This is a genomic window from Enterobacter sp. HNDS-6, assembly GCF_039850505.1.
Lineage (GTDB): Bacteria > Pseudomonadota > Gammaproteobacteria > Enterobacterales > Enterobacteriaceae > Enterobacter > Enterobacter kobei.
Genome location: NZ_CP156673.1, coordinates 4,000,679 through 4,013,803 on the forward strand (window position 1 = coordinate 4,000,679; position 13,125 = coordinate 4,013,803).

A 13,125-nucleotide genomic window follows, 5' to 3' on the forward strand; every position below is an offset into this window, starting at 1 on the left:
TAAAACTGATAAAGCATATGACTTTTACAAGTTAATTTAATGTTAATAACTTGTTCTCTTATGGCGCTATATCATGTTTTTACCGCTTCGCTTGCGCTATTTATCGGTTCTGGCGATGAATTTAAGGTAAATATCACTGTCAGTGACGCCGATCGCTTATTTTTCACAGATAAAGTAAGAAATAGTGTTTTCTGGCGGTAGATCACGGGCGCTATTTTCAGTAGGTTATAGACAGTTTGTTACTGTTTTATTTTCCGGGGTTAATCATCTCTCATCGCTATGAGAATGGCGAAAATTGATACAAACCGCGGGCATTTATCGACAAACCATCATCAAAAACCGATGGAAGGGAAAACTATGCGTATTGGGGTACCAAAAGAACGGTTAGCCAATGAAACCCGCGTAGCGGCAACACCGAAAACGGTGGAGCAACTGCTTAAGCTGGGTTTTACCGTCGCGGTTGAAAGCGGCGCAGGCAAACTGGCGAGTTTCGATGACGAGGCCTTTATCCAGGCGGGTGCGGAAGTGGTGGACGGTGCTGAAGTCTGGCAGTCGCCGGTTATTCTGAAGGTTAACGCACCGGAAGAGAGTGAGATTGCGCTCCTGAATCCGGGCACCACGCTGGTGAGCTTCATCTGGCCTGCGCAAAATCCAGCGCTTATGGAGAAGCTGGCTGCACGTGGCGTGACCGTGATGGCGATGGACTCCGTGCCGCGCATTTCGCGCGCGCAGTCGCTGGATGCCTTAAGCTCCATGGCTAACATTGCGGGTTATCGCGCGATTGTGGAAGCGGCTCACGAATTTGGACGCTTCTTTACCGGTCAGATCACCGCGGCGGGGAAAGTCCCTCCGGCAAAAGTCATGGTGATTGGTGCGGGTGTGGCAGGGCTTGCCGCAATCGGTGCGGCAAACAGCCTCGGCGCTATCGTGCGCGCATTTGATACCCGTCCGGAGGTGAAGGAACAGGTCCAGAGTATGGGTGCCGAATTCCTTGAGCTGGACTTCAAGGAAGAAGCGGGCAGCGGTGACGGTTACGCGAAAGTCATGTCCGAAGCCTTTATCAAAGCCGAAATGGAACTCTTCGCCGCTCAGGCGAAAGATGTCGACATTATTGTGACCACCGCGCTGATTCCGGGTAAACCTGCGCCGAAGCTTATCACCCGTGAGATGGTGGATTCCATGAAGCCGGGCAGCGTGATTGTCGACCTGGCGGCGCAAAACGGCGGTAACTGTGAGTACACCGTTGCTAATCAGGTGACGACCACCGCCAACGGCGTGAAGGTGATCGGCTATACCGATCTGCCAGGCCGCCTGCCAACGCAGTCGTCTCAGCTGTACGGCACCAACCTGGTTAACCTGCTGAAGCTGCTGTGCAAAGAGAAAGACGGAAACGTCACCGTTGATTTCGACGATGTCGTGGTGCGCGGTGTTACCGTTGTCCGTGATGGTGAAATCACCTGGCCGGCACCGCCGATTCAGGTTTCTGCTCAGCCTCAGGCCGCGCCGAAAGCGGCGCCAGAGCCAAAAGAACCCGCTAAACCGGCGTCTCCATGGCGTAAATACGCCATCATGGCGCTGGTCATTATCCTGTTCGGCTGGCTGGCTGACGTCGCGCCGAAAGAGTTCCTCGGCCACTTTACCGTCTTCGCGCTCTCCTGCGTGGTCGGTTACTACGTGGTGTGGAACGTCTCCCACGCGTTGCACACGCCGCTGATGTCGGTAACCAACGCCATCTCCGGGATTATCGTGGTCGGGGCGTTACTGCAGATTGGTCACGGCGGCTGGATCAGCTTCCTGAGCTTTATTGCGGTGCTGATCGCCAGTATCAATATTTTCGGTGGTTTCACCGTGACTCAGCGCATGCTGAAAATGTTTCGTAAAGGCTAAGGGGTAGCATATGTCTGGAGGATTAGTCACAGCCGCATACATTGTTGCTGCAATCCTGTTTATTTTCAGTCTGGCGGGGCTTTCCAAACACGAAACGTCTCAGCAGGGGAATAACTTTGGTATCGCCGGGATGGCGATTGCGCTGATCGCCACCATCTTCGGGCCGGACACCGGCAACGTGGCGTGGATCCTGGTGGCGATGATTATCGGCGGCGCGATCGGTATTCGCCTGGCGAAACGCGTTGAAATGACCGAGATGCCGGAGCTGGTTGCTATTCTGCACAGCTTTGTGGGTCTGGCGGCCGTGCTGGTGGGCTTCAACAGCTACCTGTATCACGAACCGGGTCTGGAACCGATTCTGGTCAACATTCACCTGACCGAAGTGTTCCTCGGCATCTTTATTGGTGCGGTGACCTTCACCGGCTCAATTGTGGCGTTCGGCAAACTGCGCGGTAAGATTTCGTCTAAACCGCTGATGCTGCCAAACCGTCACAAGCTGAACCTGGCGGCGCTGGTGGTATCGTTTGTACTGATGGTCATCTTCGTGCGTACCGAAAGCGTGGGCCTGCAGGTGCTGGCATTACTGGTGATGACCCTCATCGCGCTGGCATTTGGCTGGCACCTGGTGGCGTCTATCGGTGGTGCGGATATGCCGGTGGTGGTCTCCATGCTGAACTCCTACTCCGGTTGGGCGGCGGCGGCGGCAGGCTTTATGCTGAGCAACGACCTGCTGATCGTCACCGGTGCGCTGGTGGGTTCATCTGGTGCGATCCTGTCTTACATCATGTGTAAGGCGATGAACCGTTCGTTTATCAGCGTTATCGCCGGGGGATTTGGTTCTGACGGCTCCTCTACCGGTTCTGATGAAGAAGTGGGTGAGCACCGTGAGATCAGCGCGGAAGATACCGCAGAGATGCTGAAAAACTCGCACTCGGTCATTATCACCCCGGGCTATGGCATGGCGGTGGCGCAGGCGCAGTATCCGGTCGCAGAAATTACTGAGAAGCTGCGCGCGCGTGGGATCAAGGTTCGCTTTGGTATTCACCCGGTGGCGGGACGTCTGCCAGGCCACATGAACGTGCTGCTGGCGGAAGCGAAAGTGCCTTACGACATCGTGCTGGAGATGGACGAGATCAACGATGATTTCGCCGATACCGACACCGTGCTGGTCATTGGCGCTAACGACACCGTTAACCCGGCGGCGCAGGACGATCCGCGCAGCCCAATCGCGGGTATGCCGGTTCTGGAAGTATGGAAGGCGCAGAACGTGATTGTCTTCAAACGCTCTATGAACACCGGCTATGCTGGCGTGCAGAACCCGCTGTTCTTCAAAGAGAACACCCACATGCTGTTTGGCGACGCCAAAGCCAGCGTGGATGCGATTCTGAAAGCACTGTAATTTCGCTTCACCCTGACAAACCGCTCTTCGGGGCGGTTTTCTTATTTCTGCGGTCAGCTTTTCTCCTCTGTCTATACTTTACCCTTTGTGTAAGACGAGGAGGTGTAATGCAATTTCTGTCCCGCTTCGACATCATCGCGTTGATGATGACGCCGACATTTTGGGTAGGCGTCGCCACGGTTGTCTTTGTCACGCTGCTGGTGTACTGGCTGCTGACGCGCCTGATCGCGTTCGTTAAGAAAGGGATCACCACCTGGGGCGACAAACACCCGACCACCAACCGGATGCGTTTTATCCTGAGCGATATGCTTAACAGGACGAGTCGGATCCTGCTTTTTGTCGTAGCACTTCTGTTCAGCCTGCGTTTTGTTGACTTACCCGATCATCTTTTTGGCACGGTCAGCCATGCCTGGTTCCTGGTTTTCGCGATTCAGGTGGCACTGTGGATGGATCAGGGCGTTGTGTCGTGGCTACGTCACGTCATGCTGGCACCGGGAAGTCATAAAAACCCGGTTACGCTGGTGATCACGGGGCTTATTCTCCGTGCCATTGTCTGGTCAGTGATGCTGCTGTCTATTCTTGCTAACGCGGGCGTCAACATCACTGCTCTGGTTGCCAGCCTTGGGGTGGGGGGGATTGCCATCGCTCTCGCCGTACAAACGATCCTGAGCGACGTGTTTGCCTCCCTGTCCATTGGTTTTGATAAGCCGTTTGAAATTGGTGATTTTGTGGTGTTCAACGACGTGGCGGGGACGGTAGAGCACATTGGCCTTAAAACGACCCGCATACGCAGCCTGAGCGGGGAGCAGATCGTCTGCGGCAACGCCATTTTGCTCCAGCAAACGCTCCACAACTACAAACGTATGCAGACACGTCGTATCGTCTTTACCTTTGGCGTGGCCAGCGACACGCCGCCTGATAAGCTGCGCTACGTGGGGGATATGGTCAGGCAAATCATCACCGATGTGGGTGAGACAAAATTCGATCGTGCCCATTTTCTCGGATTTGACCGCGACCGTCTGACGTTTGAAGTCGTTCATATCGTCAATACCGCGGATTACAACAAATACATGGATATCCAGCAGGAGATCAATATCCGTATTCTTGAAGGGCTGAATGCTCAGGAGATTAAGCTGGCACTGCCGAGCATGGTATTGCACGCGCCGTGGATGCAGGATGAGCCGGGTGAACAGCCGAAGCCGGTGATGGAGAGCTGAAAAAAAAAGCCCGCCGGAGCGGCGGGCTGACAGGGTTATATTAATCGTCTTCCGGATCGTCCAGCTCAATCGGCGTCTGGAACTCATCTGGCTTAATGACCAGCAGGTCACAGCGCAGATGATCGATCACCTGTTCGGCGGTATTGCCGAGGAACGCGGCAGAAATACCGGTCCGGCCAATGGTCCCCAGGACCACAATCCCGGCCTGCAAATGTTCTGCTAAATCCGGGATCACCTCTTCAGGCAGCCCTTTCTCTACGTGCGTCATGTTCTCGTCAATGCTGAACTTCTGGCGCAGCGCTTTCATGGCCAGCAAATGCTGGCCGCGAATGGCGTCGTTATAGACGCTGGGGTCAAATTCAGGCAACTCAATGGCGATATTGATTGGGGTGACTGGATAGGCGCCCACCAGATGCACTTCAGTGTGATTGACCTGGTCAGCGAGCTGGATGGTTTCCTTCACCAGCTTCTCGTTGAGTGAATTATGATAATCCTCTTCGCTGGCGAGGTTTACTGCCACCACGGCTTTCCCGCCCTCCGGCCACGGTTGGTCTTTCACCATCCAGACCGGGCAAGGGCATTTACGCAGCAAGTGCCAGTCGGTTGGGGTGAAGATCACGGATTCCAGCTTGTCGTGCTGGTGCGCCATCTTCAGCAGCAGGTCGTGTCCACCGGCAACGACTTCCTGGATAATGGCTTCAAAAGGTCGGTTATGCCAGACCACTTTGATATCAATAGGAACCCCCGCTTCAAGGTAATACTTCGCCTGTTCACGGATCCACGCGGTACGCTGACTGATGACGCCCTGACGCATAGCGGTGCGCTCGTCAGGCGACAGAAGGGTGGTCATCTCATACGAGAAGTCATAGATCGGCAAAAACGCTTTGATTTTGCCGCCAATCCGTTGATGTAGATACACAGCACGTCGTAATGCCGGCTGATCGTCCTGATTAGGATCGATAGCTACCAGCATGTTTTGATACTTGGCCATACAGGTCTCCTTACTACTGTCACCACAGTCTGTAAGTAAAAGAGTAACCTATATATCCTGAATGAAACAGAGGAGAGCTTTTGTCAGATCAATAATTCATGAAAATTTATCAGAGGAAAAGCACCGTGGTTGTCACCGCGATAAACGCAATAAACAGCAGCACCATCACCGCTATTGCAAACGTCGTGGAGTCCTGCACGTAGGTTTTTTCCTCCCCCTTCATTGGGCCGACAAGCATGATCCAGATGAAGATAAAGGTCACTGAGGCAATCACGACTGAAACGAAAAACAAACTTTCTCTCAATTCATAACCTCAACGACAACCTTTCAGGCGCTGTGTGGGGATGTGCTACGGTGAAGACGGCTTAAAGCGGAAGTGATTATACCAGACTAATAAATCATGTGAATTTATCAGTCTGGTGATCAACATGCGGAGAGTTATGCCACGTTGCGGGCATGACCGGCAAGCACGGCCAGTGCTTCACCGTTTTCGATAGTGATGTATTTACCCTTAACGGCCAGCATCCCGCTTTTCTGGAAACGACCCAGCAGACGGCTGATGGTTTCCACGGTCAGGCCCAGGTAGTTACCGATATCACCACGGGTCATGGTCAGACGGAATTCGCGCGGCGAGAAACCCCGTTCGGCGAAGCGGCGGGAGAGGTTGTAGATAAACGCGGCCAGGCGCTCTTCTGCATTCTTTTTAGAAAGCAGCAGAATCATGTCCTGATCGCCTTTGATCTCACCGCTCATCAGACGCATCATCTGCTGACGCAGGTTAGGCATCTTACCGGACAGGTCGTCCAGCGTTTCAAACGGGATTTCGCAAACCATAGAGGTTTCAAGCGCCTGAGCAAAGCTCGGGTGATGGCCTGTGCCGATGGCATCAAAGCCCACCAGGTCACCCGCCAGATGGAAGCCGGTGATCTGCTCATCACCCTGTTCGGTGATGGTATAGCTCTTGATGGTGCCAGAGCGGATAGCATAGAGCGATTTCAGTTCGTCTCCGGCTTTAAACAGCGTCTGCCCTTTCTGAATAGGCTTTTTGCGCTCGATGATATTATCAAGCTGATCGAGTTCATGCTCATTCAGGGTAAACGGGATACAGAGCTGGCTGATGCTGCAATCCTGGCAATGGATAGCACAACCGCCAGACTGAATGCGTCGTATAATTCGCTTTTCCGGGATCATAGGTTTGCTCAAGCCTTAATTGATATTGGTCAATTTTAACATCTTTTTGGTAAGTACGTAAGCCTGACAAACCATCAATAAGGACAAGAGACGGCAATGTGTCGCCATCTTCTTGAAATTCCACAGCTTGATTATGGATTTTTAGCCTAACCGGTAGAAAATTAAGCACAAAAAGCCTGGGATCTACAGCAGAAGATATCCTTCGTGACGCAGCAACCACTCCTTGCGCTGCACGCCACCGGCATAGCCGGTCAGGGTACCGTTGCGTCCGATGACGCGATGGCAGGGAACGACAATACTAACGGGATTAGAGCCATTGGCGGCCCCCACCGCACGCGCGGCGCCTGCGCGGCCCAGCTGCTCCGCGAGCTGGCCGTAATGCATGACCTGCCCGCAGGGAATGGCCCGCAGCGCCTGCCACACTTCACGCTGGAAAGGGGTGCCAGCCGTGGCGGTGGGGAGTGTATCGATGATGCTGAGATCGCCCTCGAAGTACGCCGCAAGCTTATCGCTCAGCCCACCCGGATTGGTGGCGCGGATACGTTCAAAACCTTGCGCCCGATAATGAATGTTCAGCAGCTCTTCCATGCGGTCGCTGTGCTCTTCCCATTCAACGGCGCGCAGACAAGACTGCTCGTCCGCGATCACCCACAGCGGCCCAAGCGGCGTCGCAATTTTATCTTCGAGTAATCTCAGCATCCTCATTCCTTTAGTTCAGCCTCGGGTAGATCCCCGGCCCAATCGGCAGGCCGACAAGATACCATGCCACCAGCATCACCAGCCATACCCCTAAAAAGATAAGCGGGTAGGGCAAAACCAGCGAATAGTAGGTACCCAGTTTTGCCTCGGGTTTATAGCGCTGCAGAAAGCCTAAAAACAGCGGGACAAACGGCGAAACCGGTGCAAGCGGGATCACTGACGAATCGGCGATGCGGAACAGGATCTGCGCAAACGCCGGATGGAAGCCCAGCATCATAAACATCGGCACGAAGATCGGGGCCAGAATCGACCAGATGGCGGAGCCGCTGGCGATGAACATGCACAGCAGGGACGACAATAGCGCCAGGCCGACAAACGCCGGTACGCCGCTTAACCCGGCAGCTTCCAGCGCGTCGGTCAGGCCCACGGCCATAAACTTGCCCATGTTGCTCCAGTTAAACATCGCCACAAACTGCGCCAGCGGGAACACCATGACGATAAAACCCGCCATCTCTTTCATCGGTTCGATCATCAGCTGCGGCAGATCGCCCTGACGGCGAATTTTGCCGGTGGCGATACCATAAGCGAGCGAAACGACAAAGAAGAAGAGAATGATCAGCGGCACAATACCCTGTATAAACGGCGAGGGCAGGACGGTATGTTTAACTGGATCGCGCAGAATACCGTTTTCCGGCACCACCATCAGCGCGACCATGGCGATGAATATCAGCGAGACAATACCGGCCACGCGCAGGCCGAATTTCTGCTCTTTGCTCAGCGTCTCCAGCGTTTCATCGCTACGGCCTTCCCATTTGCCCAGACGCGGCTCGATGATCTTGTCGGTAATCAGCCCGCCGACAATCGTCAGAACAATCACTGAGCTGGCCATAAAGTACCAGTTGTCAATTACGCTGACGTGCATTGCTGCGTCAATGGTTTTCGCCGCCTCCGTGCTGATGCCCGAGAGCAATACGTCGGTGGTGACAATCAGCAGGTTGGCGGTAAATCCGCAGCCGACACCCGCAATTGCCGACAGCAGGCCCGCCACCGGGTGCCGCCCGACGGCGAGGAAGATCAACGCCCCCATTGGCGGCATGATCACCAGCGCGGCGTCGGAGGAGATATGGCTGAAGAAGGCGATAAACAGCACCATATAGCTGGCGTAACGTGCGCTGACGTGGGATGCCATTTTTACCATCAATGCAGGCAGCAAACCCACGCGCTCTGCCAGCCCGGCCCCTAATACCAGTGCCAGAATGGCGCCCAGCGGGGCGAAGCCGCTGAAGTTTTTGATGACGTTAGGTAAAAACCAGTGCAGCCCGTCAACGCTGAGCAGGTTTTTCACCTCCACCAGGCTGCCATCGGCCGGACTTCGCACGCTCACGTCAAAGGCGGAGAGCACGGCGGTGGCAACCATCAAAATGACAATCAGATAGATAAACAGCAGGAAAGGGTGTGGCACTTTATTGCCGATCCTTTCAACCCAGCCATAGAGCTTACCGGATGGGGAATGCGAAGGTATGGATGACATACTCATGGGCGTTCCTCGGGAGTGTTGTGTTGTTGTGTTGTGTTTTTTTATTTTAAAGGTGACGGTGTCACGCCCTGTGGGATCGGACACACGTACGGTTTTTCTTGTATTTGTTGTTCGAACTCTTCACGACATTTTTTTAGCAGGGCTGCATCCTGCAGCAGATTCAGTGCCGTGGCGCCCATGACTTTCCCGGCCAGCAGCATGCCTTTGTGAGCAATGGAGGTTCGCCCCTGTGCCACCAGTTGCCAGGTATGCAGCGGCGTTCCCACGGTAAAGCAGGGGCTGAAGCACTGGGCGACCGGCATTTTCCAGCTGACGTCACCCACATCCGTTGAACCCGCCAGCACGTTGTCGGTAATGGCATAGGGCGCAATCTCATCCACCAGGAGTGTCTCCTGATGACGGCGGGCAAAGGCTTTACCGGCGTCTCCGCCCGTGGCGGCTATATTTTTGAGGCTGTTCTGCAGGTCGTTGGGCGTGAGCGTAGCGCGGATCTTACGGGCAAAGTCGCGCTCTTCAGCATTCCACGCCGGCGTGCCGTAGTGTTGTAACGCCCGGTACATTGCCGCCTCAAGCGTGCGGTTCGGCAGGTAGCTGGAGCAGGCTTTATCAAAGCGACACTCCACGGTGGTTTCGGTCATCATTGCCGCGCCCTGGGCGATTTTCTCAATGCGTTCGTAGATCTGCTGCGCATCGGCCATCTCCGGGGCGCGGATCAGGTACAGCACTTCGGCCTGGGCCTGCACCACGTTGGGCGAAATCCCGCCGGTATCGGTGATGGCGTAATGGACACGCGCTTTCTCAATGATGTGTTCATTAAGGAAGTTGGTGCCGGTCGTCATCAGCGTCACGGCATCCAGCGCGCTGCGTCCCAGATGAGGGGAGTTGGCCGCATGCGCCGCCACGCCGTGAAAACGCCAGGCGGCCTGAATATTGGCCAGGGTGCTGACGTTAAACATGCCGGCAAAGGCTTCCGGGTGCCAGGTGACGGCGGCATCGACGTCATCAAACAGTCCTTCCCGCACCATAAAGGTTTTGCCGGAGCCGCCTTCTTCCCCGGGGCAGCCGTAAAAACGCACCGTTCCGCTACCGCCATGCTGTTCAAGCCAGCTTTTTACCGCCACCGCACCGGCCAGCGCCGCGGTGCCCAGGAGGTTATGCCCGCAGCCGTGACCATTTGCTCCCGGCGTGGCGGATTGCGCGGTTGCACAATGCGCCTGCTGGCTTAGCCCGGCCAGCGCATCGTATTCACCGAGCAGGGCGATAACCGGTTTCCCACTGCCGTAGCTCGCAATAAAAGCGTTTGGAATACCGCCCGCCTCGCGAGTCAACGTAAAGCCTTCGGCCTCCAGCGCGCCGGCGAGTCGTTCGGCGGACCAAAATTCTTCAAAGCGGGTTTCAGGGTGATCCCAGATGGCATCGGCTATATCGGTTAGCGTCTGACATCGCGTATCGATGGCATCGGCAATAAAAGCGTAGTTCTCCTGCATTACACACCTCGCGTCCACGGAAAATTGAGCGCAGTCCGCGCCAGCGTTTCGATGGCGATAGCCATAACCTGTTCATCGAAGTCGAATTTTTCGTTGTGATGGCCGGCGCTCAAATCCGTGCCGAATACCATATACGACGCCATGCCGCCGTTTTGCTGCACGCGGGCCATCATCAGCGTGGCGTCTTCGGAGCCGGCGGGGGCTTTGACCTTATCGATAGCGCGATCAATGCCGGAAACCTGGCTCGCCTGTTCGCGCAGATAATCAACCCAGGCCGGTGTGGGCGCGCTGGAGGTGGCGGCCCCCATCAGACGCATCTCCGCCTTCACGCCGTAGAGTGCGGCCGCCCCGGTAATGACGGCCTGCGCGCGTTCAAAGACATACTGATTTATGGCTTCGCTTTCCCCGCGGGTTTCCACTTTGATGAGCGCATTCGCGGGCACCACGTTGCGGCCGCTTCCGGCCTGCATGACCCCGACGTTGACGCGGGAAGCCCCTTCACTGTGCGGTGCGATGCTGTGTAAGGCGAGAGCGGCCTGCGCGGCGGCGAGCAGGGCGTTTCGCCCGTCCTCCGGTTTTCCGCCTGCGTGTGCGGCAACGCCAGTAAAATTCACGTCGAACTTGGTGGTCGCCATAAAGTTATCGCTGCCGCAGATCGCCGTTCCGGCAGGCACGCCGGTACCGATATGGATGGCAGTAAAATAGTCCACGCCATCCAGCGCCCCGGCGGCAACCATAGCGCGTGCGCCGCGCGTCCCTTCTTCGGCAGGCTGAAAGATGAGCCTGATGGTGCCGTTGAGCTGCGCTTCATTCTGCTTAAGCACCTGCGCCAGTCCCAGACCAATGGTGGTATGGCCGTCATGCGCGCAGGCGTGCATCATTCCCGGGTTGCAGGAGGCAAAACCGTCGCGGAACGGGCGATGGCTGTTGTCCTGCGCTTCGCTTAAATCAAGGGCATCCATGTCTACGCGAAACGCCAGGGTTGGCCCCGGACGGCCGGTCTTAAGGGTCGCCACAATGCCGGTAAATCCGCCTTCAAACGGTGCCAGCCATTTTTCGGGGGCGCCTTGCGCACGCGCTCGGGCAAATTCTCGCGCCAGCGTTGCGTCATCGGGCAATCCCATTCGGCTTTCGGCATCCACCACATCACGCCCCATCGCCAGTTCGTACCCCAGCGAATCAAGAATTTCAGCGACTTTCGCTGCAGTTCTAAACTCTACCCAGCCGGATTCCGCAAAATGGTGAAAATCGCGACGCCACGCGCTCAGCTGCGGCGTTAATGTCTGGATGTACTGCGCCAGTGTGTCCATATCTCTTCCCGTCATCATTAAAAAATGTGAACTGCTTCACGCTGTGATAGTTTTTACTTATCACTAACCGATTTTTCACAGTTTTAACCGTTCAGGAATTACCCTCGCACATCCCTTTCCATTAAAGTAGATGACAGTTTCTTTACTCTGATAAACAACGGTTATCGGTCGGGCTATGACATTTCAGATTAAATTTCATCAAATCCGGGCGTTTGTTGAAGTCGCGCGTCAGGGCAGTATTCGCGGTGCCAGCAGGACGCTGAATCTTTCGCAGCCAGCGCTGACCAAATCGATCAAAGAGCTGGAAGAGGGTATGGCGGCACAGCTTTTTGTGCGCCGGAGTAAAGGTGTTGCCTTGACCGAGTGTGGCGAGGGCTTCTACCAGCGCGCCAGACTGATTCTGGAAGAGTTGCGTGCGGCGCAGGATGATATTCGCCAGCGGCAGGGGGAACTGGCCGGGCAGATCAATATAGGGATGGGTGCCAGCGTTTCACGCAGCCTGATGCCCGCCGTTATTACGCGCTTTCATGCACAACACCCCCAGGTCAAGGTGCGGATTATGGAAGGGCAGCTGGTGTCGATGATCAATGAATTACGCCAGGGTGAGCTGGATTTCACCATTAACACCTATTATCAGGGGCCTTACGACCATGAATTTACGTTCGAAAAGTTGTTTGAAAAACCGTTTGCGGTATTTTGCCGGGAAGGGCATCCGGCGACAGGGGCAACATCCATTAATGAACTTTTGCATTATAACTGGACAATGCCGACGCCGCGGGGAAGCTATTATAAGCAATTAGAAGATCTATTTCGCCACCGCTCGCAAATACCGCGAATTGGGGTGGTGTGTGAAACATTTTCGTCCTGTATAAGCCTGGTTGCGCAAAGTGATTTTTTAAGTATCCTGCCGCAGGAGTTGGGCTCTGACCCGCTTCTGGCGCACCGTCTCGTCATTCTGCCGGTTGTCGAATCGCTTCCAAAAGCCGCGTATTATTTAATTCAGCGACGTGATTCACGTCAGACACCTCTTGCCGAATCCTTAATTACGCAATTCAGAAGGGAAGCGAGAAAAATAGACGCAGCGGAAAATTCAAAATAAAAAAACAGAGTCTGCCCGACATCAGACAGACCCTACAGTACACACAGCAGTACGTCCTTTTGCCAGTCCTGAGTATTATTTCCATGGGGCAGGTTTATTTAGTTATAACACCTTTTCCGAAAAAAGACAGGTTGACGAGTGATTGATTTCACGAATTTTTAACGTAAATCACTTATTTTACCTTCACTGAAGTTTTAGTTAAGTCTGGTTTAAGTGCGTATCACCCTTATTATATATTCGCCGGGTAAATATATATGCCGTGAGTGGGCCGATGACGGTTATTGAGACACATGTCTGGCACAGGTATA

Annotated in this window: 11 protein-coding genes; 4 read left to right on the forward strand and 7 right to left on the reverse strand. The window is 54.8% G+C overall.

Going from position 1 to position 13,125, the window contains the following annotated elements; translation table 11 throughout:
* The first annotated feature begins 357 nt into the window (after positions 1 to 357).
* From pntA to ABFI50_RS18795, 3 genes are all read left to right on the forward strand, one after another.
* Positions 358 to 1,887 carry a Re/Si-specific NAD(P)(+) transhydrogenase subunit alpha gene (gene pntA, locus ABFI50_RS18785; RefSeq protein WP_023330268.1) on the forward strand — a complete coding sequence of 510 codons (1,530 nt, stop codon included), beginning with the start codon at positions 358 to 360 and terminating at the stop codon, positions 1,885 to 1,887.
* 10 nt (positions 1,888 to 1,897) lie between these two features.
* Entirely contained in the window at positions 1,898 to 3,286 is a 1,389-nt protein-coding gene (pntB, locus tag ABFI50_RS18790) for a Re/Si-specific NAD(P)(+) transhydrogenase subunit beta (protein WP_023330269.1), read from the forward strand.
* 107 nt (positions 3,287 to 3,393) lie between these two features.
* Positions 3,394 to 4,503 (forward strand): mechanosensitive ion channel family protein, encoded by a 1,110-nt coding sequence (locus ABFI50_RS18795; RefSeq protein ID WP_014883602.1) that lies wholly within the window; start codon positions 3,394 to 3,396, stop codon positions 4,501 to 4,503.
* A 40-nt stretch (positions 4,504 to 4,543) separates the two neighbouring features.
* Here ABFI50_RS18795 and uspE read toward each other — a convergent pair whose 3' ends face one another.
* The 7 genes from uspE to ABFI50_RS18830 form a co-directional block, all read right to left on the reverse strand.
* Positions 4,544 to 5,494: a universal stress protein UspE gene (gene uspE / locus ABFI50_RS18800; protein WP_014883603.1), complete on the reverse strand. Its 951-nt coding sequence runs from the start codon at positions 5,492 to 5,494 to the stop codon at positions 4,544 to 4,546.
* Positions 5,495 to 5,603: 109 nt separating this feature from the next.
* Positions 5,604 to 5,786: a hypothetical protein gene (locus ABFI50_RS18805; protein ID WP_014883604.1), complete on the reverse strand. Its 183-nt coding sequence runs from the start codon at positions 5,784 to 5,786 to the stop codon at positions 5,604 to 5,606.
* Positions 5,787 to 5,932: 146 nt separating this feature from the next.
* Positions 5,933 to 6,685 (reverse strand): fumarate/nitrate reduction transcriptional regulator Fnr, encoded by a 753-nt coding sequence (gene fnr, locus ABFI50_RS18810; protein ID WP_006174991.1) that lies wholly within the window; start codon positions 6,683 to 6,685, stop codon positions 5,933 to 5,935.
* Between the two features lie 183 nt (positions 6,686 to 6,868).
* Positions 6,869 to 7,384, reverse strand: coding sequence for a methylated-DNA--[protein]-cysteine S-methyltransferase (ogt, locus tag ABFI50_RS18815; protein ID WP_014883605.1), 516 nt, complete (start codon positions 7,382 to 7,384; stop codon positions 6,869 to 6,871).
* A gap of 10 nt (positions 7,385 to 7,394) precedes the next feature.
* Positions 7,395 to 8,921, reverse strand: a complete 1,527-nt coding sequence (abgT, locus tag ABFI50_RS18820) for a p-aminobenzoyl-glutamate transporter (RefSeq protein ID WP_248189418.1) — start codon at positions 8,919 to 8,921, stop codon at positions 7,395 to 7,397.
* Positions 8,922 to 8,962: 41 nt separating this feature from the next.
* Positions 8,963 to 10,408 carry a M20 family metallopeptidase gene (locus tag ABFI50_RS18825; RefSeq protein ID WP_176260636.1) on the reverse strand — a complete coding sequence of 482 codons (1,446 nt, stop codon included), beginning with the start codon at positions 10,406 to 10,408 and terminating at the stop codon, positions 8,963 to 8,965.
* Positions 10,408 to 11,718 carry a M20 family metallo-hydrolase gene (locus tag ABFI50_RS18830; RefSeq protein WP_023330272.1) on the reverse strand — a complete coding sequence of 437 codons (1,311 nt, stop codon included), beginning with the start codon at positions 11,716 to 11,718 and terminating at the stop codon, positions 10,408 to 10,410. Before ABFI50_RS18830 ends, ABFI50_RS18825 begins: the two co-directional genes overlap by 1 nt.
* Positions 11,719 to 11,893: 175 nt before the next feature.
* On the opposite strand from ABFI50_RS18830, the gene ABFI50_RS18835 reads away from it, so the two are divergent.
* On the forward strand, positions 11,894 to 12,817 hold the full coding sequence (locus ABFI50_RS18835; protein WP_014883609.1) for a LysR family transcriptional regulator: 924 nt from the start codon (positions 11,894 to 11,896) through the stop codon (positions 12,815 to 12,817).
* The last annotated feature ends 308 nt before the right edge of the window (positions 12,818 to 13,125 follow it).

Coding starts and splice junctions, on each gene's coding strand:
- ogt (WP_014883605.1), bottom strand. CDS start 7,384: ATGCTGAGATTACTCGAAGATAAAATTGCGACGCCGCTTGGGCCGCTG.
- fnr (WP_006174991.1), bottom strand. CDS start 6,685: ATGATCCCGGAAAAGCGAATTATACGACGCATTCAGTCTGGCGGTTGT.
- pntA (WP_023330268.1), top strand. CDS start 358: ATGCGTATTGGGGTACCAAAAGAACGGTTAGCCAATGAAACCCGCGTA.
- ABFI50_RS18795 (WP_014883602.1), top strand. CDS start 3,394: ATGCAATTTCTGTCCCGCTTCGACATCATCGCGTTGATGATGACGCCG.
- pntB (WP_023330269.1), top strand. CDS start 1,898: ATGTCTGGAGGATTAGTCACAGCCGCATACATTGTTGCTGCAATCCTG.
- abgT (WP_248189418.1), bottom strand. CDS start 8,921: ATGAGTATGTCATCCATACCTTCGCATTCCCCATCCGGTAAGCTCTAT.
- ABFI50_RS18825 (WP_176260636.1), bottom strand. CDS start 10,408: ATGCAGGAGAACTACGCTTTTATTGCCGATGCCATCGATACGCGATGT.
- ABFI50_RS18830 (WP_023330272.1), bottom strand. CDS start 11,718: ATGGACACACTGGCGCAGTACATCCAGACATTAACGCCGCAGCTGAGC.
- uspE (WP_014883603.1), bottom strand. CDS start 5,494: ATGGCCAAGTATCAAAACATGCTGGTAGCTATCGATCCTAATCAGGAC.
- ABFI50_RS18835 (WP_014883609.1), top strand. CDS start 11,894: ATGACATTTCAGATTAAATTTCATCAAATCCGGGCGTTTGTTGAAGTC.